Source organism: Ruegeria sp. ABM4_193 (assembly GCF_056158705.1).
This window is the reverse complement of the sequence record NZ_JBSWTT010000003.1, coordinates 180,336-203,929: the sequence shown is the minus strand read 5'-3', so window position 1 is coordinate 203,929 and position 23,594 is coordinate 180,336. Positions and strand designations below refer to the sequence as shown.

The 23,594-nt window shown below is 56.7% G+C and carries 20 protein-coding genes; 12 read left to right on the top strand and 8 right to left on the bottom strand.

Annotated elements, in window-relative coordinates:
- The 5 genes from ACXADZ_RS19280 to comD all read right to left on the bottom strand — a co-directional run bounded on the left by ACXADZ_RS19280 (position 1) and on the right by comD (position 7,040).
- Entirely contained in the window at positions 1–1,131 is a 1,131-nt protein-coding gene (locus ACXADZ_RS19280; protein ID WP_171187476.1) for a hypothetical protein, read from the bottom strand.
- Complete coding sequence (locus ACXADZ_RS19275) at positions 1,121–4,465, bottom strand: adenylate/guanylate cyclase domain-containing protein (RefSeq protein ID WP_475199006.1); 3,345 nt, start codon at positions 4,463–4,465, stop codon at positions 1,121–1,123. The genes ACXADZ_RS19280 and ACXADZ_RS19275 overlap by 11 nt, the downstream gene beginning before the upstream one ends.
- 358 nt (positions 4,466–4,823) lie before the next feature.
- Positions 4,824–5,972, bottom strand: a complete 1,149-nt coding sequence (locus ACXADZ_RS19270; protein ID WP_475199004.1) for an alpha-hydroxy acid oxidase — start codon at positions 5,970–5,972, stop codon at positions 4,824–4,826.
- Between the two features lie 10 nt (positions 5,973–5,982).
- A complete protein-coding gene (comE, locus tag ACXADZ_RS19265) occupies positions 5,983–6,537 on the bottom strand; it encodes a sulfopyruvate decarboxylase subunit beta (protein ID WP_475199001.1) in 555 nt (184 codons plus the stop codon).
- A complete protein-coding gene (gene comD, locus ACXADZ_RS19260) occupies positions 6,534–7,040 on the bottom strand; it encodes a sulfopyruvate decarboxylase subunit alpha (protein ID WP_171095649.1) in 507 nt (168 codons plus the stop codon). The genes comE and comD overlap by 4 nt, the downstream gene beginning before the upstream one ends.
- Positions 7,041–7,164: 124 nt before the next feature.
- On the opposite strand from comD, the gene ACXADZ_RS19255 reads away from it, so the two are divergent.
- A complete protein-coding gene (locus tag ACXADZ_RS19255; protein WP_475198998.1) occupies positions 7,165–8,058 on the top strand; it encodes a LysR family transcriptional regulator in 894 nt (297 codons plus the stop codon).
- 11 nt (positions 8,059–8,069) lie between these two features.
- Here ACXADZ_RS19255 and ACXADZ_RS19250 read toward each other — a convergent pair whose 3' ends face one another.
- From ACXADZ_RS19250 to ACXADZ_RS19240, 3 genes are all read right to left on the bottom strand, one after another.
- Positions 8,070–9,347, bottom strand: coding sequence for an MFS transporter (locus ACXADZ_RS19250; protein ID WP_475198996.1), 1,278 nt, complete (start codon positions 9,345–9,347; stop codon positions 8,070–8,072).
- A gap of 122 nt (positions 9,348–9,469) precedes the next feature.
- Positions 9,470–10,816, bottom strand: a complete 1,347-nt coding sequence (locus tag ACXADZ_RS19245) for an MmgE/PrpD family protein (protein ID WP_475198994.1) — start codon at positions 10,814–10,816, stop codon at positions 9,470–9,472.
- A 137-nt stretch (positions 10,817–10,953) separates the two neighbouring features.
- Entirely contained in the window at positions 10,954–11,556 is a 603-nt protein-coding gene (locus tag ACXADZ_RS19240) for a helix-turn-helix domain-containing protein (RefSeq protein WP_475198992.1), read from the bottom strand.
- A gap of 147 nt (positions 11,557–11,703) precedes the next feature.
- On the opposite strand from ACXADZ_RS19240, the gene glyA reads away from it, so the two are divergent.
- From glyA to ACXADZ_RS19185, 11 genes are all read left to right on the top strand, one after another.
- Entirely contained in the window at positions 11,704–12,957 is a 1,254-nt protein-coding gene (gene glyA / locus ACXADZ_RS19235) for a serine hydroxymethyltransferase (protein WP_475198988.1), read from the top strand.
- 11 nt (positions 12,958–12,968) lie between these two features.
- Complete coding sequence (gene lpdA / locus ACXADZ_RS19230; RefSeq protein WP_475198984.1) at positions 12,969–14,348, top strand: dihydrolipoyl dehydrogenase; 1,380 nt, start codon at positions 12,969–12,971, stop codon at positions 14,346–14,348.
- Between the two features lie 14 nt (positions 14,349–14,362).
- On the top strand, positions 14,363–15,307 hold the full coding sequence (gene lipA, locus ACXADZ_RS19225; protein WP_171236655.1) for a lipoyl synthase: 945 nt from the start codon (positions 14,363–14,365) through the stop codon (positions 15,305–15,307).
- A 24-nt stretch (positions 15,308–15,331) separates the two neighbouring features.
- The gene (locus ACXADZ_RS19220) at positions 15,332–16,750 is read left to right on the top strand and encodes an alanine/glycine:cation symporter family protein (protein ID WP_171095665.1); all 1,419 of its coding nucleotides are present in this window, start codon (positions 15,332–15,334) and stop codon (positions 16,748–16,750) included.
- Positions 16,751–16,829: 79 nt separating this feature from the next.
- Positions 16,830–17,252 (top strand): universal stress protein, encoded by a 423-nt coding sequence (locus tag ACXADZ_RS19215; protein WP_171095667.1) that lies wholly within the window; start codon positions 16,830–16,832, stop codon positions 17,250–17,252.
- Between the two features lie 16 nt (positions 17,253–17,268).
- Positions 17,269–18,363 (top strand): glycine cleavage system aminomethyltransferase GcvT, encoded by a 1,095-nt coding sequence (gcvT, locus tag ACXADZ_RS19210; RefSeq protein WP_475197831.1) that lies wholly within the window; start codon positions 17,269–17,271, stop codon positions 18,361–18,363.
- Positions 18,364–18,381: 18 nt separating this feature from the next.
- On the top strand, positions 18,382–18,747 hold the full coding sequence (gcvH, locus tag ACXADZ_RS19205) for a glycine cleavage system protein GcvH (RefSeq protein WP_171096793.1): 366 nt from the start codon (positions 18,382–18,384) through the stop codon (positions 18,745–18,747).
- 114 nt (positions 18,748–18,861) lie between these two features.
- Positions 18,862–21,717: an aminomethyl-transferring glycine dehydrogenase gene (gcvP, locus tag ACXADZ_RS19200; protein WP_475197829.1), complete on the top strand. Its 2,856-nt coding sequence runs from the start codon at positions 18,862–18,864 to the stop codon at positions 21,715–21,717.
- A gap of 98 nt (positions 21,718–21,815) precedes the next feature.
- On the top strand, positions 21,816–22,808 hold the full coding sequence (locus ACXADZ_RS19195; RefSeq protein WP_475198978.1) for a helix-turn-helix domain-containing protein: 993 nt from the start codon (positions 21,816–21,818) through the stop codon (positions 22,806–22,808).
- A gap of 170 nt (positions 22,809–22,978) precedes the next feature.
- Positions 22,979–23,272, top strand: a complete 294-nt coding sequence (locus ACXADZ_RS19190; protein WP_475198974.1) for a cytochrome d ubiquinol oxidase subunit II — start codon at positions 22,979–22,981, stop codon at positions 23,270–23,272.
- Positions 23,212–23,565 (top strand): cytochrome d ubiquinol oxidase subunit II, encoded by a 354-nt coding sequence (locus ACXADZ_RS19185; protein ID WP_475198973.1) that lies wholly within the window; start codon positions 23,212–23,214, stop codon positions 23,563–23,565. The genes ACXADZ_RS19190 and ACXADZ_RS19185 overlap by 61 nt, the downstream gene beginning before the upstream one ends.
- Positions 23,566–23,594 lie beyond the last annotated feature (29 nt).

The window sequence follows — 23,594 nt, the reverse complement described above, 5'->3', positions numbered from 1 at the left end:
TCAAGATGTCTGAGCGGTGGCTTTGCGCAGCATGTCCGCCGCTCGTGCAAAATTTGGTCGATCACGTAGCAGGGTGGCTACAACAGGATCTGACCAATCAATATGGTCAAGTGCCGTGGCAATTTCTGCGATGCCATAGTCCTGCTGATTTGCGCCACCTGAATGCAAAACGGTCTTTAGGGAAGACATTCCAAACGTAAGCAAGTCGTCCGCGCGTTGCCCTTTTGGCCCGTCGGGCTCCGGGTCCCATAGCGAGCCATGGGTCATCCAGCGGCGGGCTGTGTGCAACAGGTTGCTAAAGCCCACATAAAAGCTTCCAACGCCGATATAGTTCTCTAGCGTATAAACGCGATGTGTGAACTTTCCGGGCAAGAACAGGGTTTCACCAGGGCGGATGACGAACCAGCAGGCACTTTTCAGAGAAAAAAAAGCCTCGGCATCGAACCGGGCGCGGGTTGTCACACTGATCCGTTCAACATCGTCCAGACCAGCTGCAAGCCCTTCATAAGTGTCCCATGCCAGCCACAATTTGCTTCCGATGCAGCAATGATTGCAAACCGCCATATCATCTGAATGAGAGTCGGTCAGTTTACCAGCTGTGCTGAACACTGCAGTCAGCATTTCCAATTCGCGAATGTTTTCGGAAGCACCGGACATGAGATTCCACGGTTGCAGGAAATCCACGTCAAAGAACTCGGAGAGCGCGCTGTCTCTAACCGGGAGGTCTGTGACGCCCATGATAACGCCAGACTGCCGCCAGCGTTGCAGGATTTCCGCGATACTCAGGTCCCGCTTTTCGTCACTTGTTCCCAATCGAACCGGATAAGTCTCTGAGGAAGTGCACTTACTCAACCGGGTCGCCAACTGCTCTGGTGTGCAGACGATGTCACCGTCGCTTTTACGCGCCATGGGCTGAGGGAAATCCCGGTAAAGCGCTGGGGCTTGTTTGGCCATGTTGTCGAACAGGTGCCGTTTTTGAAATGGAGCGGGCTTTAATTCAATGTCCAAAAGCCTTTGCCCAGATCCTTCGGGGAACCGAAGCGCGTTATCGATCTTCTTGAGCTTGCGGAAAAACGCCAGAACGTCCTCTTTCGATTGAGCGGTGTCTGCGCTTTGTCTTTCACGCAACATTCGGTGATCTCCCGCCTAACCGCTCAAGATGCTTCTGTGCTCTTTTCAGGTCCACTGTAGGGTTGCTTGTGTCGACTGCGGCCAGTGCCCGCTTGAGGAACACCAGATCGGGCCATCCCGGATCCTGGGTCGACGCGTGATCTGCCATGCTGAGCGCGGTTTTGAGCATGAGGCTTGTAGCCCCCTGTTCTTCAGCAAGTGTGAAGGCGTCAAGAAAGTAAGAGCGCGCGCCATCACGGTCTTGGTTTGAACCCAGCAACAAAAGCTCTCCTTTGACGCGCTGCGCTTCGGGCGATAGCCAGGGTTGTTTGGTGATAATGTCGTCCACCAAGTCCAGCCCGGCGTCTTTCTCACCCGTTTCAAGATGAACCTTAGCTTCAAGCAACGTACAAAACCCTTGCTGCCAAGTATTTGACATAAGGGCCAGCCCGTCATCATGATGCCCTTTTTTCGCAAGTGCCCAGCCTTTCAGATTAAGGCTCCACTCGACAAAGAAAGGATAGTTGTGGCGTTTTGATTGTTCGATTATTTCGTCTGATACCTCAATCAGGGCATCATATTCAGAACTGAAATGCAGCAGGACTCCACGCATCGCCAGTGAGTACACAATGGATTGTTTATAAGCGATTTTCTTTGCCAGTTCCAGCGACCGATCCGCAAAATCAACGGCCTCTTTCGTATGACCCATATACCACCGGTTGAACGACAAAAAGCACAAGCTTTCGACGCCGGGGTCCTCGCCGGTCTGGATGGACAGCGATTGAAAACGTGTGGGATCATAAATTTCGACAGATTTGGACAGATGTGTTTCAGCCTGTCGGTGATCACCCCGTAGTGTAGAGGTTACTCCACACAGGTTCCGGGCCACCAGTTTTGAGACTTCGTCATCTCGCTGCTTGGCAAAATCCAAACAAAGATCCGCAAGTTCCTGCGCGCGTGCATAGTCCGACCCAACCTGCGCTGAGTTCCACATTCCATAGAGAATTTCATGCAAACAGGTCTTGTCTTCACCGGAATTGGTAAGCTGCCAGGCGTCTTCATATGCCTGAACAGTTTCAGGCGCAGTATAGCCTTTTACGCTTGTCAGCGCCGCGCCATAGTTCGTAAGCAATTCGATTTTTTGACGTCTCTTTTCTTGATTTGACGGCTTGTTATCGATCAAAGAAAGCGCTTGCTCAAAGTGACTTATCGCTTCTGTCGTGGCCGAGTGTTCCATCGCGCGGCGCCCGGCCGCTTCCCAATACCTCAGCGCTTTTTCTGTGTTGTTTGCCCTGCCAAAGTGTTGGGCCAGAATTTCCGGTGAATTCTTGATTGACTCAGTGCTGGAGTTCTCAAGAACAAATCCGATGCGCGCATGCAATTCGCGCCGGGCCTTGCGTGTAAGGCCATCGTAAATGGCGTCCTGAACCAACGCGTGTTTGAACTTGAATACACCGTCCACCGTGTCCGAAGCAGCAACCAACAGGCCAGCGTCGATCAAAACTGCTAGAATGCGGCGCGCTTCGTCGCGTTTTACTCTGGAAATTCTGGACAAAAGAAGCTCAGAGAACTCCCGGCCAATCACGGCGGCACAGCCTACGAGTTTGCGTGCCTCGGGTGACCTGTCCAAACGTGAAAGCAATGAGTCGTACAGTGTTGCAGGGATCGTCACGTAGTCACGCTGACCGAAAGTGCCCTGCTTTACACCTGTGTCTGAAGCCATGTTGGCACAGACGGTTTTGGTCAGTTCCTCGAGAAAGAATGGAATACCGTCCGACTTATGCAAAATTTGCTGTTCCAGTTGCTCTGAGATGGGCATGCCCGGAGACCAGTTTCGAATGATCTGGATGCCCTGTGCGCGCGAGAGCCGGTTGAGCCTCAGACTGGAAACGGAATTCAGGCGATTGATTTCACCGATTTCATCCTGCCGCGATGTAATGACCAGAAATGCCCTGTGGTTGGGAATTTCAACAGCAAGCGCATGCAGAAGTTCCAAAGACGTGGGGTCTGCCCAATGCGCATCTTCAAAAAGGATGATCTTTGGTCGGCCATCATTGGAGTGCAGAAGAATCTTGACGAGGCACCTGATGCTCTCGGCTTTCTGCCTTTCGGTCGACATAGCCGCAGGCGCGTCCTTGTGGGTGTCGAAAAAAAGCATATTTGCGATCGTTTCACGATCCTGGTGATCCTGGATGCCTTTTTCGCTTAAGAATGCGTAGAGCTTACCCAGTTTCTTTTCGTCTGTATCGGCGTCGGTTATGTGCGCTTTGGTGGCTACGTAGTCCATCACAGGATGAAGGTAGCTGTTGGTGTAGTATGACCGACACTCCATCTGCACGGTTTCAGCGTTCACTGAGGCGCTCTGCGTCAGAAGAGCGGTTGTGATGGCTGACTTTCCGATCCCGGCTTCGCCGGAAACTATTGCGATTTGCCCGTCGCCTTCTATGGTTGTCGCCCACAAGTCATTCAGAATTCCAATTTCGTGGGCGCGGCCAATAATCTCACGAGGGAACTCTCTGCTTTGATGAGAGGGGCGTTCGCTGCTGCCAACAGTTCCCAACACTTCGTAGATTTTATGGGGCTCTTCAATTCCGCGCAGTGTTATTCCTTCGTGCAACTGAAAATTGAACCTCTGCCACGCCAAAGAGGCTGTGGTGGAACTTACAAAAACTGAATTCGGCTGCGCCGCACCCTGAAGTCGTGCTGCAAAGTTCGGCGTGAAGCCCAGGATATCAATATCTTCGGATTTTCCCGTTGTTTTCTTGTTCAGCAGAACCTTGCCCGTTGCGATGCCAACACGCACAGCCAACCTTCTGGAGATTTCAAGGTTTGAGTCTTCACTGTATTTTTCAATTGCTTTGACAATATCCAGCCCAGCGTGAATTGCGCGTTCAGCGCCATCTTCGTAGGCATGCGGGTGGCCAAAAAAGGCCATCATCCCATCTCCAAGTCTAAAGGCCACAAACCCATCATAGCGTTCGACGGCAGCGGTCCACAGCGCCCGGCATTCCGAGATCGCCTCGCTCAGATCCTCCGAGTCGAACGTATTTGAAAGTGCCGTCCACCCCACCAAATCGCTGAAAAGGACCGTTATCTGCCGATGTTCCGTCGTTGTTTCAGTGCTGGTGTCCAATCCGCGAACAGGTGCGTTGTCAGATTTGGTTTCAAATGACGCCCGATAATGCCGCCGGAACCGCAACCGGTCTCCAATTGGAATTCCAAGCTCAATAAAGTCGGCATCCGTGAGCTCACCGATCATATCCGGTTCAATCGCGGCCTTTTTCATGATGTCGGCGTATTTCCCCAGCCCGGCTTGTTCCAGCCAACTGGACAGGGAGGGAACGATTGGTGACATCTTCAGACAAATCCTGTGCTTTGATTCAAATCCAGTTCTTCAGACGTTTATACGTCAGCACCTTAGCCTAATTTGGCTGGTGGCAGTTAATGTTTCAGTAAATTGGTCTTCTTTGAATTGTGCTTTAGTACCGCTAATCGGTTGAGATATCTAGGCTCTTGTCTGACAATCTTTGGGATTGTTGCTTTAGCGCAGATTTACGTTGGCCCCGCTTGCAGATGCGCTCAGTTGGCTTTCACGGGTTGGGCCCGGCTAAAGATGTCGGAACTTAGAATACAAATTCTGGTCGGTTTTATGTGGCAAAGTTTGCGCCAGCATTGGGTAAATTGCAGGGCTGACAGACAGAACTCAGAAAAGTCTATTGTGCTGCGGATCCTTGAGCGGACCTGTCGGAACGGCCGAGACTCTGTCCAAGCAGAGCGGGCAAGGGTGATGTGGCACCTATCTGGGCCAGTGTCAGGCTGGTTTCCTGTGATATCACATCCCACAATTCCCGCAGCCCTGCCTCGCCCTTCGCGGCAATTGCGTACAACAGGATACGCCCTAAAAAGGTGAAATCAGCGCCCGAAGCCAGTACTTTCACGACGTCCTCGCCACTGCGTAAACCGCTGTCGTAGAAAAGGGGAAAATCCGGGCCAACGGCCTGACGAATGTCAGGCAACGCCAGAACCGGGGGAATGGCTGAGTCCAGTTGCCGACCGCCATGGCTGGAAATTTGAATGGCATCTACGCCAGCCTGTTTTAGCCGCAGCGCGTCTTCGGCATCCAGGACACCTTTTACAACCAGCTTGCCTGCCCATCGGTCACGCAGGCGAGCGAGATAATCCCAATCTGCGCGGGCGCGAGATTCGGTGCGGTCAAAAGTGCCGTCGGGGAAATTCGCCATTTGTGGTTTGCCACGGAAAAGAGTGCTGAGCGACCAGCGTGGATGCATGGCGAAATCGACAAATTGCCGTGCTCCTATCCGAAACGGCATCTTGAAGCCGTGACGCAACTCGCGCGGGCGACGGCCGACCTCGGGCACGTCCAACGTCAGAACCAATGTGCGATAGCCGGCCGTCTTGGCACGCTCCACAAGGTTCATGGCGCTGCTGCCATCGCCGCTGAAATACAGTTGGAACCACGCGTGGCCTTCAGCCACTTCGATGATCTTTTCTAACGGAGTCGATGCCACGGTCGAAACCCCATGCGGGATTTTGTAGTCGGCCGCCAGACGCGCCAGCATTAGGTCCGCCCCGGGCGCGGCCAGATTGCACATACCCATGGGAGAGATGCCAAACGGCCTAGCAGCGGCATGGTCAAAGACGGGCAGGTCCAGGCTGCGGTCGCTGACATCCACCAGCACCCGTGTGCGCAGGCGAATGTCCTGCAAGGCGCGCCGGTTCAACTCCGCGCCGTGCTCTTCACCCGCATTGCCATCCATATAATCAAACACCATCCAAGGCAGACGCCGGCGGGCTATCCGTCTGGCATCCGCGCTGGAATGGATCTGGCCGGACGGCAGCATGGTCGAGACCTCAGGCCTGAACAGCTTTCATGAAGCGGTCACGGATCACCACCGGGTCCATGGTAATGACGGGCATCTTGGCATTGCCGCTTTCGCATTTGGCCACGATGATGGTCATCTTGTCTCCGGCCAGCGCGTCTTCGACAGCCTGTTTTGTATCCTCGGCCCGGCATTCGACCACATTCTCGCAGCCGCAGGCGGAAGCGACCGCCGCCAAAGAGGTTTTCTCCCCCGCATAGGTCGGCTGATCGCCGGTGGAGCCATATGATCCGTTATCAACGATCAGCAGGATGAAATTGTCCGCCACATTGTTGGCGATCGTGGGCAAAGTCCCGAAATTGGTCAGAACTGAGCCGTCTCCATCGATGGCAATCACCTTTTTGTCCTGCGCAAGCGCCAATCCCAAGCCGATGCTGGATGCCAAACCCATTGTGCCAAGCATATAGAAATTGGTGGGCTGATCGTCGATGGCGTGCAGTTCCTGGCTGGGGATGCCGATGTTACAAACCACCAGCTGGTCGCGGATGACAGGAGCAATTTCTTTCAGAATCTCGGATCGGATCATTGGTCTCCGTAGCCTCCCCAGAAGGATGCGTCGGTCAGAATGGCGACCGGCTTGTTGCACATGAAGGTGTATTTCAGGATCGTATCCAGTTCGTCCGCGTCGCTTTCCTTATGGAAGTGATAGGTTGGGATGTTCAGCTGGGCCAGCAGCGCCTTGGTGTGCACCGCCATTTCAACCTGGCAAGCGACTGGCTCGCGCAGCTCGCCCCGGTATGAAATGAGCATCGGCAGCGGCATCCGGTAATACTGGATCAACGTAGCAAGCGTGTTGATCGTCACGCCGATCGCGGTGTTCTGCATGATAATGGCGGGTCGCTTGCCCCCCATCCAGGCCCCGGCGCACAGGCCCATGCCTTCGTCTTCTTTGTTTGAGGGGATGTGAAAAATCTCGGGGCGCGCTTCGACCTCGTCGATGACACCGGCCAACTGCTTGCAGGGTACGGTGGTCACGAAACTGATGTCATTGGCCACCAGATCATCAACGATTTTGCTGTGGATGGACATTGTCGGTTCCTCTGTTCACTGACATTCATATCGCTCAAAACCTATGCTTTACTCAATGTAAAAATGCTTTATATAGAATAAAGTTTTGGTTTAGTTCAGTCAAACGCCGCGAAGATATGGTTTCATGAGCATCACGCTGTACAAAACCCTTGTTGCAATCGCTGATACAGGCAGTTTTGCGGCCGCCGCCGACAAGGTCTATGTGTCTCAGGCGGCGGTTGGGCAGCAGATGAAGCGGCTTGAAGATCATTTGCAAATTACTTTGTTTGACCGAAGCGAACGCACCCCCAGGCTCAATCAAACCGGTTGGGCGCTGGTGCCCAAGGCAAAAGAGCTGGTGCGTGCCTATGACACTATCCTGGACGGCGTGGCTGGTGACGCTGCTTTTGGTGGTGAGTTCAATCTTGGAGCTGTGTCTTCGACCATCCGCAGATTGATTCCAACCACTGTCCGTCGCTTGTTGGAAACTCACCCAGAGCTTCGCGTTCACGTAACTTCGGCCTTGTCCGGAGATTTGCAAACTCAGGTTGAACGCGGCGTGATCGACGCGGCAGTATTGAGTTCGCCGGACGCCTTGACAACAGAACTGGAATGGCACCCCTTTGCGGACGAAGAACTGGTGCTGGTGACCTCTCCCGAGGTGACCGATACCGATCCGACGCGAATCCTTGCAGAGCAGCCTTTTGTGCGTCACGCCCGGGATGGGACGGTGGGTGTTCTGGCCGATACTTGGCTGGCCCGAAACGGAATCCGGGTGAGATACGCCATGGAAATGAAATCTTTGGAGGATCTCACAAGCATGGTGGCGCATAACTTGGGCGTTTCTATCGTGCCGAACCTGTGTATGCCCGATCCGGAATTCGGGCGGTTGCGTAAGATACCTTTGGACGGCAAACTCGTTTCCCGTGCGCTTGGTGTCTTGCTGCGTGCCGACAGTCCCAGAAAGCGACTAATCAACCTGTTTGTCGACGAAATCCGTACGTCTGTGGCGCAGCGTCCGGCTGCGCACAGAAATTAAGGAGCGGGGCGCTAGGTTTTTTGAACGGGGTCATCTATGCGTGCATCCCCGTCAAAACCTGCCTCTTCTTCCTGAACCAAGGTTTCAGCTTGCAAGACACCGGGTTGCGCCGCGCCGATAATGCCCACAACTTGCACTTCACCGGTTTCAGATGGTGCGGCGACTTGAAAGCGTCGGATTAACGCAATCAGCGCAACAGAAAGCCCGATACTGGCCAAGAGCACCTGTAATCCACGGCCTCCGAACAATGATATGGCGTTTGGGCCCAACATGGTTCCGACCAATAGCCCAATGTTCAGCAGCAGGACCATGGTGCCGCTGGCGGGTACGATTTGGGACAATCGGAGTTGATCATTCGCATGAGCTGTTAGGATCGAATAAGTCGGGTACAACCCGATGGCGATCGCTACAAAGCCGTAAACGATATATGAGGGAGACGTGTTGACCGCCATCCATGCACCAGACACCGCCACGATAATACCCAAGCCGATGACAACGTAGCGCCTGTCAGTGTGATCGGATATCCAGCCCACAGGGTATTGAACAACAGCACCGGCAATCAGTGCCGCCACCAGGGCACCCGAGGCCTGTGCGGCCGAAAACCCTTGTTGCAAGGCGTACAAAGGCAAGGTGATGTAATGTGCCGAGACGCCGATGCTGACCAGAACGATGCCAATTACAGCGATGGGCGAGACCTTGTATAATCGCGTCACAGGCATGCGTTCCGGAACCGTATAGTCTGGCGCTTTGTTGCCGGAAAGTAGCAGCGGTACGATAGACAAAGAAATAAGGATCGAGACGGTGCCGAACAGCAGATTGCCCGTCGGATCAGGAAAGCCAACAAGCGCGGTACCTAACGCAGGCCCTGCAAGCTGGATAATGAAGTAGAGCGACAGGACTTGCGCACGCGTGTTGTTTTCGGATTTGGCGTTCAGCCAGCTTTCGGTGATCACGTAGAGCCCTGGGTAACAGAACCCTCCCAAAAAGCGCATGACGCTCCAACTGATGGCGTCGCTGGTCAGCAAGTGTACGATTGCTGCGATGGACACCAAAGATGCAAGCGCTGAAAAGGCCCGAATATGCCCGACGTTTTCCACCAGACGCGGGGCCATGGCCGTTCCCGCAAGCGCGCCCAGAGGATAACTGGCCTGCATGACAGAGATGGTAAAGTCGCTAAATCCCAGACTTGCCCCGCGAATTGTAAGCAGAGTTGCCAACAGGCCATTGGCTACCATCAGCATGAGCATCCCTAAGAACAGGGCCCAGTTTTCATTTAGTGCGCGTATCATGCCCCATGGCTAGTGCGAACCAGATTTAGAATATACCAATCCCGCGACATGCGGATGTCGCGACGAGTTACTTGCAAGTCTTTCAGCAAACAGCCCGGTATGTTGTCAGTCGTTCAGAACATTCAAACCGGAAGACAACAGAGATCCAACAGTCGTTTGAAGCCAGCACTGTCAAGCCCGTCGAATTGCAGCGCAAGTTCTGCGATCTCTTGCGCACGTTCCGCGCCAAGCACAGGGTCAGCAAGATCGTGGAATTTGGCTCGAATCTCAGCGTCGCTGAGGGGCAGGTCCGCGTCTCCGCGCGGCGTTCGGGGGGCATCTTGGATGCGGCGGCCGTCGTTTAACACCAGAGTGACCTGAGCCCAGCGTTTGTCGGTGCTGATGCGGGTCATCTCGGGGTCGTCAATCAGCGCAATGGTGCGGCTAACGCGCAGGATGTCCGGGTCGCGCAGAGCTGCCGCGCTGAGCTCTTCGATCCCGACCTTGCCCCGCACAATCATTGCAGCCACCGGAAACGCGATCGCATAAGCAAATTCGTCCTGATTTGCGGGCTCATGCCCAGCCAGACGGGTGGCGTAGTGGAAGGTGCGGATTTCGACGCGTTCAATCTGGGTATGAGACAGGTTGTGGTGTCGCATCATCTCTTTGACGGAATCGAGTGACGGATGTGCCCAGCGACAACAGGGATACGCTTTGTAATGCGTGTGATCGACCAACCGCCAGCCACCAGACCCTAGATCAGCCCAGAACGCGGCTGCGTCCTCGCCTTCACAGGTCAGGGCAGGGGCACCAGTAAAACCTTCCATCGCAAGATAAGCCGCCGTTACACCAGACGGCGCGCCCCATCCAACCCCATCCCGCACCATGGTCGGATGATCAATGCAGCGCATCATCTGGCTGCGCGGGCCGTGGTATTCCCCAACGCCAGCTGCTTGGCGGATTTGCTCGGCTGTTCCTCCAAGTAACTTGACACCTGCTGCCGCAACGCCGACGGCAGTCCAGGCTCCGGATGTGTGGTAGTCAGCGCAGGTCGCGTGCTGCGCCAACCCTGCGCGGTACGAGAGTTCGTACGCGGTGGCCAGCACCTCGGCAAAGCGGCGACCGCTTATTTGTGGGGCACTGGCTTGAGCCATAGCGATCAGGGCGGGAAAGATCGCTGACCCCGCATGACCCTTGCAGGGTGTTGTGCCGTCGTGTGCGTCAATGCTGTCTACAGTGAACGCCCCGGCCATAGCTGCGCCAACCGGGCTGACCGTCCGACCATCCATAAGCATTTGCAACTCTCCGGCCCCGCCTGCACCAAAAATCAGCGGCGCAACGCGACGCGCGATACCTGACAGTTCTGTAGTGGACCCGACGGCTGCGACCCCCATCGTATCAAGAAATGATCTGCGCAGTGTCCACAGTGCTTCTTCGGGCAAATCATCGTAGTGAAGGCCCGCCGCGAACGCGTCAAATCTCTGGCTCATGGAATAATGTCCTCGCAAATTCAGCCCCCGGTGAAGCGACCATTATCCCGAGCGGGTCGAAAAACAAGACGTTCCGATTCTGATTTGGCGGTTACTGAGCTCGATTGGATAACTCAAATTCTTGGGCCACGGCGAGTTTAATCCAGAGATACCCAAAGAACCTTTGCGTCTTCCTTGCTGGTTGAAATACATCCATGTCCCATCCCACTGTCATAATACAGTAAATCCCCGGCCTTCATCGGCAGCGGCCGATAGTGTTCCGACAGAAAGATCAGCTCACCGCTTAGGACATACATGAACTCCTCGCCGGAATGGCGCACAAGCGGATCGAACTCGGACATATCTCGTGCCCGGATCGTCGAGATATAGGGCAACATGCGTTTGCTGGTCAGGTCTGAACACAGCAGTTCGTGCAGATAGGTCGCGGTTTCCCGGGTCTCGCCTTGACCTTTGGCCGTGAAATCGCGCCGGCCCGATATGCCGGATTGGCCTGTTTCCAAGAACAACTGTGGTGGGTTCATATCCAACGCCTGGGTCAGGCGGCGCACGATCTCGAAGCTGGGCTTGGTTTGGTTGTTTTCAATCTTTGACAAGGTGGAACGACCGATTCCCGCTGCGCGCCCGGCCTCTTCCAAAGTCCAGCCTTTTTCCCGCCGTGCATCGCGAATGGACCGGCCCAACGCCGCGCCTTCGTCCTCTTCGTCTTGGACAGAACCTTCATTCCAATGGTCGTCGCCCATCAATTTCCTCCCGATTTATCGCAGGTTACAGATTCCCCCGTACACACGCAATATCACGAATATGAGAATAATGTTGCCAAGAAGAGCGGAATTCCACTATAGGAAACAATGTTTCGAGTTCAGGATTCGAATGCGGAGGAGGAAACCATGTTCAAAACGTCGCTGAAAGAGGCTGATCCCGTCATCGCTGCGTCGATTGACCGTGAGGGCGCGCGCCAGGCCGAGCAGATTGAGCTCATCGCATCCGAGAACATCGTTTCTCAGGCCGTTATCGAGGCGCAGGGCTCTGTCCTGACCAACAAATACGCCGAAGGATATTCGGGCCGCCGGTATTATGGCGGATGCGAGTATGTCGACGAGGTTGAATCCGAAGCCATTGAACGGCTGAAAAAGCTGTTTGGTTGTGAATATGCGAACGTTCAGCCCCATTCGGGTGCGCAGGCGAATGGCGCAGTAAAACTGGCGCTGCTGCAACCCGGCGACACCATTCTGGGCATGTCGCTGGATGCCGGCGGCCACCTGACCCATGGTGCGAAGCCTGCCCAATCCGGTAAATGGTTCCGCCCAATCCAATATGGTCTAACCGAAGCTGGCCTGATCGACTATGATCAGGTTGAGGCACTGGCCAAAGCAGAAAAGCCCAAACTGATCATCGCGGGCGCGTCGGCCTATTCGCAAAAGATCGATTTCGCCCGCTTCCGCGCTATCGCTGATGAGGTCGGTGCCTGGTTGCTGGCTGACATGGCACATATTGCGGGTCTGGTCGCAACCGGCCTGCACCCTTCGCCTATCGGTCACGCGCATGTGGTGACATCGACCACACACAAAACCCTGCGCGGCCCGCGTGGCGGCATCATTTTGACCAACGACGAGGCGCTGGCAAAGAAGATCAACTCGGCGGTATTCCCCGGCCTGCAAGGTGGTCCGCTGATGCATGTAATCGCAGGCAAGGCTGTAGCGTTCGGCGAAGCACTGAAGCCTGAATTCAAGGACTACATGCAGCGTGTGGTCGACAGTGCTTCGACTCTGGCAGATGTGATGATCGCGCGCGGGTGCGACATCGTTTCCGGCGGCACCGAAAACCACCTGATGTTGGTCGATCTGCGCCCAATCGGCGTAACCGGTAAAGATGCCGAGGCAGCGCTGGAGCGAGCTGGTTTCACTTGCAACAAGAACAGCGTGCCCGGCGATCCGCAAAAGCCAACCATCACCAGCGGCATTCGTCTAGGAACAGCTGCCGGTTGCAGCCGTGGCTTCGGGCCAGAAGAGTTCAAACAGATCGGCAACCTGATCGGTGATGTTCTGGATGCACTGGCCAAATCACCGGAAGGCGATGCCGCCGTTGAACGGGCAACCCGCGAACAAGTCCGCGCGCTCTGCACCAGCTATCCGATTTACTGAAAGACGACGAAATGACTTATGACCTGATTGTCATCGGCGGTGGACCGGGCGGTTATGTTGCCGCCATCCGCGCAGCCCAGCTGGGCTTGAAAGTGGCGTGTGTCGAAGGGCGCGGGGCACTGGGTGGCACTTGTCTGAATGTGGGGTGCATACCCTCCAAAGCGTTGCTGACCTCCTCGGCCAAATTTGCCGAACTCTCCCATCTCTCCTCCCATGGCATTGAGGTCGGGGAGGCCAGCATAGACGTCCCTGCAATGATGGGGCGCAAGGACAAGATCGTAGGCGATTTGACCAAGGGCATCGCGTTTCTGTTCAAGAAAAACGGGGTGGACCTGATCGAAGGCTGGGCAAGCATTCCGGCGGCAGGACAAGTCAAAGTGGGTGACGAGGTTCATGAGACCAAGAACATCCTGATTGCTACGGGATCCGAGCCTACGCCATTGCCTGGGATCGAGATTGACGAACAGAACGTCCTGAGTTCGACTGGCGCGATTGCGTTGGACAGCGTGCCGGATCATCTGGTGGTGATCGGGGCTGGCGTGATTGGTCTGGAACTGGGCCAGGTCTGGGCGCGATTGGGCGCGAAGGTCACAGTTGTTGAGTATCTGGACAGCATCCTTCCTGGCATTGACGGTGAAATTGCCAAATTGGCGCAGAGGGCGCTCAGCAAGCGCGGTTTGAAGTTCCAGTTGGGGCGTGCGCTCAAATCTGTTGAAGAAACCGAGACTGGTCTGACGTTGACCGTAGATCGTGTGGGTAAAGACAAAGAAGAGGTGATCGAGGCCGACAAGGTTCTGATCGCCGTTGGTCGTCGTCCCGTAACTCGTGGACTGGGCTTGGATGAGCTTGGCGTCGCAATCAACCCGCGCGGCTTCGTCGAAGTGGACGGCACGTTTCAGACATCTGTTCCGGGCATCTATGCCATCGGCGACTGTGTCCCCGGACCGATGTTGGCGCATAAGGCTGAAGAAGATGGCGTTGCTTGTGTCGAAATGCTCGCGGGTGAAGCCGGACATGTCGATTACAACACGGTTCCGGGTGTGGTTTACACAGACCCCGAAGTTGCTTCGGTCGGTTTGACCGAAGAAGCTTTGAAAGAGGCAGGCACCGAATACGCCGTTGGCAAATTTGCCTTCATGGCCAACTCACGTGCCCGCTCGACCGGTGAGACAGACGGTGCGGTCAAGGTTTTGGCAGACCCAAACGGCAAAATCTTGGGCGCGCATATCTGCGGGGCGCATGGCGGCGATCTGATCGCTGAATTGGTTCTGGCCATGACCAAGGGCGCCACCGTGACAGAGGTCGCAGCAACCTGTCACGCGCATCCAGCGATGGGAGAGGCGGTCAAAGAAGCCTGCCTGGACGCCCTGGGCCGCGCAATCCACGCGTAAGAAAGAACAGCCAGATGACTATCCAGCTTCGCCCTCGCCACCCTGAAAAGGCCAAAAAGGCTGACAGTGTCATCCCGCGCAAACCCAAGTGGATTCGCAAGAAAAAGGGCGATAGCGCCGAGTATTACGAAACCCGCCGCCTGATGCGTGAACATAATCTGGCGACCGTTTGCGAAGAGGCTGCCTGCCCGAATATCGGCGAGTGCTGGTCCAAGCGTCACGCCACCATGATGATCATGGGAGAGGTCTGCACACGCGGGTGTTCCTTCTGCAACGTCTCCACGGGCCGTCCCGATGCGCTGGATGCGTTTGAACCGGGTAGGGTTGCCGCGGCGGTGAAAAAATTGGGCCTGCGCCACGTGGTCATCACCTCGGTCGACCGCGATGATCTGGACGATGGCGGAGCCGAACATATCGCGCAGACCATTCGCGCCGTTCGTCATCAGAACCCGGGCACCACGGTCGAGGTTTTGACCCCTGATTTTCTGGGAAAAGGTACCGCCTCAGATATCGTATTTGACGCGGCACCGGATGTTTTCAACCACAATCTGGAAACTGTGCCGCATCTTTATCCAACGGTACGTCCCGGTGCGCGGTATTATACTTCGCTGCGTCTTCTGGATGATGCGAAACGCGCCAATCCCGAGATTTTCACCAAATCCGGCCTGATGGTGGGCTTGGGTGAAAGCCTGAATGACGTGCGGCAGGTCATGGATGACCTGCGCGCCGCTCAAGTCGATTTTCTGACGGTCGGCCAATACCTGCAACCGACCCCGAAACATCATCCAATTGACCGGTTCTGGTCACCGGAGGAGTTCGCCCAACTGGAACAGATCGCACGTTCCAAGGGCTTCCTGCACGTGTCGGCAACCCCGCTGACCCGTTCATCGTTCCACGCGGACGAAGACTTCGCTGCTCTTAAGCAAGCCCGCCAGCGGGCCATCGCAAACAGGGCATAACCAAACGCAAATGGGAGGGAAACCATGGAAGCGTTAACTTCAATCACAGGGGCCATCAATGGCGTCGTATGGGGGCCGTGGATGCTGGCGCTCATCCTTGGCGTCGGCTTCTTCCTACAGGTGGGCCTGAAATTCATGCCGATCCTGCGCATTGGCACGGGCTTCAGCCTGCTGTTCAAAGGGCGGGAAGGTCAGGGCGAAGGGCAGATTAGCCCGTTCAACGCGCTGATGACCTCGCTGTCGGCGACCATCGGTACAGGTAACATTGCCGGTGTGGCCACTGCTGTCTTCCTGGGCGGTCCGGGCGCCTTGTTCTGGATGTGGATGACCGCCCTGGTGGGCATGGCCACCAAATATGCCGAAGCTGTCTGCGCGGTGAAGTACCGTGAAAAAGACGAGCTGGGCAACTATGTCGGCGGCCCGATGTACTACATCAAAAACGGTCTGGGCGCGAAATGGGCCTGGTTGGGCGTTGCCTTCGCTCTGTTCGGCGGCATTGCGGCCTTCGGCATCGGCAATGGCGTTCAAGCCAATGGTGTTGCACAGGTTCTGGAAACAAACTTCGGCATCAATGAATCGATCACAGGCATCGTGCTGATGATCCTGACCGCCGCCGTTATTCTGGGTGGTATCACTCGCATCGGTGCTGTTGCAGGTAAACTGGTTCCGTTTATGGCCATCGCCTACATCGTTGCGGGCCTGCTGGTTCTGCTGATCAACATCGGTTCAATCGGCGCCGCGCTGAGCGATGTGTTCACTTATGCGTTCACGCCTTGGGCTGCCAAGGGCGGCGCAGCTGGTGCAGCGGTGTGGCTTGCCATCCGCTTTGGTGTGGCGCGTGGTGTCTTCTCGAACGAAGCTGGTCTGGGGTCTGCCCCGATCGCCCATGCCGCAGCCGAGACCAAGGGACCTGTAAATCAGGGCCTGATCGCGATGCTGGGCACATTCATCGACACCATCATCGTGTGCTCGATCACGGGTCTGGCGATCATCGCTTCGGGCGCGTTGGATGCGTCGGTTGCGGATTTCGTGGCCAATGGTGAAACCGAAGGATACAAAGCGATTTCCGGCGCAGCTCTGACGTCGCTGGCCTTTGAAACCACTCTGCCGGGTATCGGTGGGTATCTGATTGCAATCGCTCTGTCGATCTTTGCATTCACCACCATCCTGGGCTGGTCCTTCTATGGCGAGAAATGCGTTGAGTTTCTGCTGGGTGTTAAATCCCTGCTGCCTTACCGCATCCTGTGGATCGTCGCGATCTACTTCGGCGCAACAGCAGATCTGGGCTTTGTCTGGCTGCTGGCAGATACGCTGAACGCTATGATGGCTATCCCGAACTTGATCGCTCTGGCCTTGCTGAGCCCAATCGTCTTCAAGCTGACGAAAGAGTTCTTCGCCTCGAACGGTCAATCGGAAGAGCCCGGCGGAAAAGCTGCCGAATAAGCTCGGCCCTGACGAATGCGGGGGGCCACACCGGCCCCCCGGTTTTGAAACAGAATTCCATACCTCGAGGAGAGACGTGATGGCCACGAAAATCCTGCTGCCCATTGATCACAACGACGAACGCTCGTGGAAGAACGCCCTGCCGCTCGCGCTGGAACAGGCCAAGTTCTACGGTGCCGAGCTGCACGCCGTAGCCGTCATCCCCGAGATCATCCAGCTTCCGAACCTGCCTGCTAACTATGGCGCTGGCGCGAAAGATCACGTTCGCAACGCGGTTCAGGCCATCTTGGATCACGGCAATGCCTCCGACGTGCACGTGCATGTCGAAGAAGGCAGTGTTTACCGCGAAATCCTGAAACTCGCCTACAAGGATGGCTTTGACCTGATCATCATGGCCTCGACCAAAGGCGATTTCCCGAACTACGAGATTGGCCCGAACCTGGCCCGTGTGGTGCGCAATGCGCATTGTACAGTCACAGTGGTTCGCGACCAATCCCGTTGATTGAAAGGTTGGTATGATGACCGATATTAGACGCACGCCCTTGTACGATTTGCATGTTGAGTTGGGTGGTAAGATGGTTGATTTTGCGGGTTGGGAGATGCCTGTCCAGTATCCGCTGGGGATCATGGGGGAGCATAAGCAGTGTCGTGAGAAGGCGGCGTTGTTTGATGTGTCTCACATGGGTCAGGTGATTTTGCGCGGTGAGAATGTGGGTGAGAAGCTGGAAGCTTTGTGCCCTCAGGCTTATGCGACGCTGAAGGAAGGCAAGGCGCGGTACGGGTTCTTTACCAACGCAGATGGCGGGATCATGGATGACCTGATCGTGTCGAATGCGGGCGATCATTACTTTGTGGTGGTGAACGCGGCGCTGCGGCATCAGGACATTCCGCATATGCAGGCCAATCTGGACGGCGTCGAAGTGACCGAGATCTTCGACCGCGCGCTGGTGGCCGTGCAAGGCCCCAAGGCCGAAGAGGTAGTCGGGGAACTCTGCCCCGCTGCCCGCGATCTGAAGTTCATGGAAACCACTGTGGCCGATATCAACGGCGTTGAATGCCGCATCTCGCGTCTGGGCTATACCGGCGAGGATGGGTATGAGATCTCGATCCCCGAGGACAAGGCGATCGAGATCTGCAAGGCGTTCCTGGCGCATGAAGATTGCGAACCTGCGGGTCTGGGCGCGCGCGACAGCCTTCGGCTCGAGGCGGGCCTGTGCCTTTACGGCAATGACATCGACCAGAGCACCTCGCCGATCGAGGCCAGCCTGGGCTGGGCCATTCAGAAACGCCGCAAGGAAGAAGGCGGCTTTCCGGGCGCGGATCGCGTGCAAAAGGAACTGGCCGAGGGCGCGGCGCGCAAGCTGGTGGGCATCAAGCCCGAAGGCCGGGCACCGGCGCGTCAGGGCGTCGAGGTGCAATGCCTTGAGGGCAACACGATTGGTCAGATCACCTCGGGCAGCTTTGGCCCCACGGTGGGTGGCCCGGTTGCGATGGGCTATGTGAGCAAAGGCCATGGCGCGCCGGGTGAGAAGGTGAACCTGATCATCCGGGGCAAGGCGCAACCGGCCGAGATCGTGGCGCTGCCCTTCGTCACACAGAATTACAAGCGTTGAAGTCAGGAGAGAGACAAGATGGCAACCTATTATTCCGAAGAACATGAATGGCTGACCGTTGAGGGCGACACCGCCACGCTGGGCATCACCAAACACGCGGCTGAACAGCTGGGTGAGGTGGTGTTTGTCGAGCAGCAGGAAGTGGGCGACGAGTTCGAGAAAGACGGCGAGATCGGCGTGATCGAATCCGTCAAAGCGGCCTCGGAACTTTACGCCCCGGTCGATGGCGAGATCGTTGAAGTGAACGAAGCGCTGGCCGACAACCCCGGCGCGCTGAACGACGACCCCGAGGGCGAAGCCTGGATCTACAAGGTCAAGATTGCGGACGCGTCGCAGCTTGAAGACCTGATGGACGAGGCCGGATACAAAGCCTTCATCGGCTGACCCAAACCCGGAGCCCCGTCTTTGGGGCTCCCCCGCTTCATCTTTTTCCAAATACTCCCGCCGGAGGCTCCCGCAGTCTCCGCCGGCCCTGACCTATCCGTGAGGAGCGCAAAGATGGCCTTCAAACTGACCGACTACGAAGCCTATGACTTCGCCAATCGCCGCCACATTGGCCCAAGCCCAACCGAGATGCGCGACATGCTCAAGGTGATCGGCTTCAAGACGCTGGACGAACTGATCGACGCCACCGTCCCGCCCGCGATCCGGCAGAAAGAGCCGCTGGACTGGGGTCCGGCGATGACGGAACGTGATGCTCTGTTCCACATGAAAGAGGTGGCGAGCAAGAACAAGGTTCTGACCTCGCTGATCGGTCAGGGCTATTACGGCACCACCACACCCGCGCCGATCCTGCGCAACATCCTGGAAAACCCGGCCTGGTACACCGCCTACACGCCGTACCAGCCCGAGATCAGCCAGGGTCGTCTTGAGGCGCTGTTGAACTTCCAGACCATGGTCTCTGACCTGACCGGGCTGGACGTGGCCAACGCCTCCTTGCTGGACGAAGCCACAGCGGCTGCCGAAGCCATGGCGATGGCCAAGCGTGGCGGGCGTTCGAAAGCCAACAACGCGGCCTTCTTTGTCGACAAGAACTGCCACCCGCAGACCATCGCGGTCATTAAGACACGCGCCGAGCCTCTGGGCATCGACGTGCAGGTGGGTGATCCCGACGGCCTGGATGCGGGCGCGGTCTTTGGTGCGATCTTCCAATACCCGGGTACCCACGGCCATGTGCGCGACTTCACCAAAGAAATCGCCGCGCTGCACGAACATAAAGCCATTGCCATCGTCGCCGCCGACATCCTGTCGCTGGCGCTGCTGAAGTCACCGGGCGAGATGGGCGCGGATATCGCCATCGGCTCGACCCAGCGCTTTGGCGTTCCGATGGGTTATGGCGGCCCGCACGCCGCCTATATGGCAACCACCGACAAGCTGAAGCGCTCGATGCCGGGCCGGATCATCGGTGTCAGCATCGACAGCCGTGGCAACAAGGCCTATCGCCTGTCGCTGCAAACCCGCGAGCAGCATATCCGCCGTGAGAAGGCGAACTCGAACGTCTGCACCGCGCAGGCGCTGCTGGCGGTCATTGCCTCGATGTATGCGGTCTATCACGGCCCCGACGGCATCAAGGCCATCGCGCAATCGGTGCACCGCAAGACCTCGCGCCTGGCCGCTGGTCTGGAAGAGGCGGGCTTTGCCGTTGAGCCGGAGGTGTTCTTCGACACCATCACGGTTGAGGTTGGCCACCTGCAGAAGACCGTCATGGAAGCTGCCGTGGCGCGCGGTGTCAACCTGCGCAAGGTCGGCGAGACCAAGGTCGGCATCAGCCTGGACGAACAGACCCGCCCCGAGACCATCGAGGCCGTCTGGGGTGCCTTTGGCATCGACCGCACCGATGACAGCTCGAACAAGCAGTACCGCCTGCCGGACTATGCGCTGCGGGAAAGCGAATACCTGACCCACCCGATCTTCCACAAGAACCGGGCCGAGGCCGAGATCACGCGTTATATGCGCCGTCTGGCCGACCGCGATCTGGCGCTGGACCGGGCGATGATCCCGCTGGGCTCGTGCACCATGAAGCTGAACGCCACGATCGAGATGATCCCGGTCACCTGGCCCGAGTTTGGCAATCTGCACCCGTTCTGCCCCGAAGATCAGGCGCAGGGCTATCACGAGATGATCGCCGACCTGAACGACAAGCTGTGCCAGATCACCGGCTATGACGCGATCTCCCAGCAGCCCAACTCGGGCGCGCAGGGCGAATATGCGGGCCTTCTGACCATCCGCAACTACCACTTCGCGCGCGGCGAAGGTCAGCGGAACGTCTGCCTGATCCCAACCTCGGCGCATGGCACCAACCCGGCTTCGGCCCAGATGGTGGGCTGGCAGGTTGTGCCGGTTCTGGCGGATGAGAACGGCAATATCGATGTGGCCGACTTCCGCGCCAAGGCGGAAAAGCATTCGGACAACCTTGCCGCCTGCATGATCACCTACCCGTCGACCCATGGCGTGTTCGAGACCACCGTGCAGGAGGTCTGCCAGATCACCCATGATCACGGCGGTCAGGTCTATATCGACGGCGCCAACATGAACGCCATGGTGGGTCTGTCGCGTCCGGGGGATATTGGCGGTGACGTCAGCCACCTGAACCTGCACAAGACCTTCTGCATCCCGCATGGCGGGGGCGGCCCCGGCATGGGTCCGATCGGCGTCAAGGCGCATCTGGAAGAGCACCTGCCCGGCCACCCGGAATACGGCACCGCCTTGGGTCCGGTCTCGGCAGCGCCCTTCGGGTCGCCCTCGATCCTGCCGGTCAGCTGGGCTTATGTGCTGCTGATGGGCGGCGCGGGTCTGACGCAGGCGACCAAAGTGGCGATCCTGAACGCCAATTACATCGCGGCGCGGCTCAAGGATGCTTATCCGATCCTCTACACCTCGGAAACGGGGCGTGTGGCGCATGAATGCATCCTCGACACCCGTCCGCTGGACGAAGCGGCGCATGTCACCGTCGACGATGTGGCCAAGCGTCTGGTCGATTCAGGCTTCCACGCGCCGACCATGAGCTGGCCGGTGGCGGGCACCCTGATGGTGGAACCCACGGAATCGGAACCCATGGCCGAACTGGATCGTTTCTGCGATGCTATGCTGTCCATCCGGGCGGAAGCGCAGGACATCATCGACGGCAAGATCGACGCGGAGAACAACCCGCTGAAAAACGCCCCCCACACGGTGCGCGATCTGGTCGGCGACTGGGACCGCCCCTACACCCGTGAACAGGCCTGCTTCCCTCCGGGCTCCATGGGCGTCGACAAATACTGGTCCCCCGTCAACCGCGTCGACAACGCATATGGCGACAGAAACCTCGTCTGCACATGCCCCCCAATGGAAGAATATCTCGACGCAGCCGAGTAAACCCAAAACAAAACCCCGCCAAATCAATGGCGGGGTTTTCGCCAATCGGAAACAAGCGTTCCGATGTGGCGCTGACCGAAACAAGGTTGGTACATCAAATGAAACACTACGTTGTCTCGAATGATCACGAGAATGCGGTAAATGGCACGGCCTCGGATTTTGAGCGGTTGCGGTGCATCGATGTCATTTTGTACCGGAGCTCTGACAAAGCTTCGGCAGAAATGGTTTTGGAATTTTACCGGGCATTGAACAGATTGGTGGACAAACATTCTTATGTGGTGAACTTGCGTGTGCCCGCTGAAGATCCTGCTGGAGGACCGCTGTATTGGGCGGGACGGACAGCCATTTTTTGGGGCGATTTCGAAACCGCGTGGTGTCCAACCGCAGCAGAGAAATCCTGGGTCAGTCAGGTCTTGAACCTTTCTCCCAGATCCATCCTTGTCGGAGGCGCGGTCATGCTGCTGGCCCAACTCTGCGGCGCGGAACGCAGCACAGCTGCAGTACATTCAGGTTTTGAAGCGGCAGCGATGGAATTGGGGATCAGAAACAGCGGTACGTCGACCCACTTTTCCGTTGACGGGCGTATACACAGCGCCAATACGCGCTTCAGTGCCCTTCGCCTTCTGACCGAGTTTGTGTCCTTGGATCATGGCGAGCATTTGGCGGATACGCTACGGCGCTATGTCGGTTTGACCGAACCCCGGCGAACAACTGAAAGCCAGCTTTCAAACCGACTTATTCGAAAATCCAATGGAGATCGCATTGTAACTCTGGCGGTTGAGGCAATGCTTGAGAACATTGAAGATCCGTTGAGAATTTCCGATCTGTCAGATTTACTTGGGACATCCATCCGACAGCTTCAAAGGCGCTTTCTGTGCAAAACCGGTGCGACCCTTTTGGACACGTACAAGGAGCTCAGACTGGAGAGGTCAAATAGCCTGTTGAAATATACTGATATGCCGCTTGTCGAGATTGCGTCTGCGACGGGCTTTTCCTCGAGAACGGCGATGTCGCGGGCCTTTTTCAAGCGCTATAAGTCGCGCCCAGAGCAGGTACGGAACGGGCGCTTTCTTGGGCACGCACTTGATTGAGGCAAAGCGGCGAACACGCAGATTCCAAGCGGCAAGCCCGGAATGCGCTGGGATCTGAGAAACGTTTCTTGCACGGTGGCTTAAGTGCCAAAGCCAAGCCATCAAATGTCGCGTTCCTTTCCACTCAGACTTAGGCCAATCTGCCGCAGGGCGGGCTATCGCAGGGCTTTATGCTGGGCAAATGCATCATGGGTTTGGACGGCAGTTTCGGTACCTGGGTTTTTGCCATGATCACAGCCTTTTTTCTGGCTGTGGGGTATTCCTTCATTGGCGCTTGCTGGATCATCCTAAAGACCGACGGCGCTTTGCAGAAAAAGGCTGTGCGTTGGGCAAAAGGTGGGATTTTGGGTCTGATTGCCGTTTCGCTGGCCGCCCCCTGGGTCTGCCCGTGCATCTTTGACAAATGGTTCACATTCCCAGAATTTTTCTGCTTTTACCCCTACCGCTCATGTCAGGCATTCTGATCGCTTTGCTATGGTATGCTTTACGCCATCTTCCAACGCGGAATGACAACTGGGCCTGGTTTCCCTTTGCGGCATCTATCGTTTTATTCACGCTTGCCTTTTTCGGGATGGCTTACCGTTTCTATCCCTATGTCGTCCCTGAGCAAATGACGATTTACGAGGCCGCGAGTGCGCCGGAAAGTCTGTTCATAATCCTGTTCGGATCGATCTTTGTGCTTCCCGTTATCGCGGGTTACACGCTGCTGTCCTACACGATCTTCCGGGGTAAGGCGACTGAGCTGCGTTATGACTGAGCCCGCATGTCGAGGCGCAATGCAAAAAT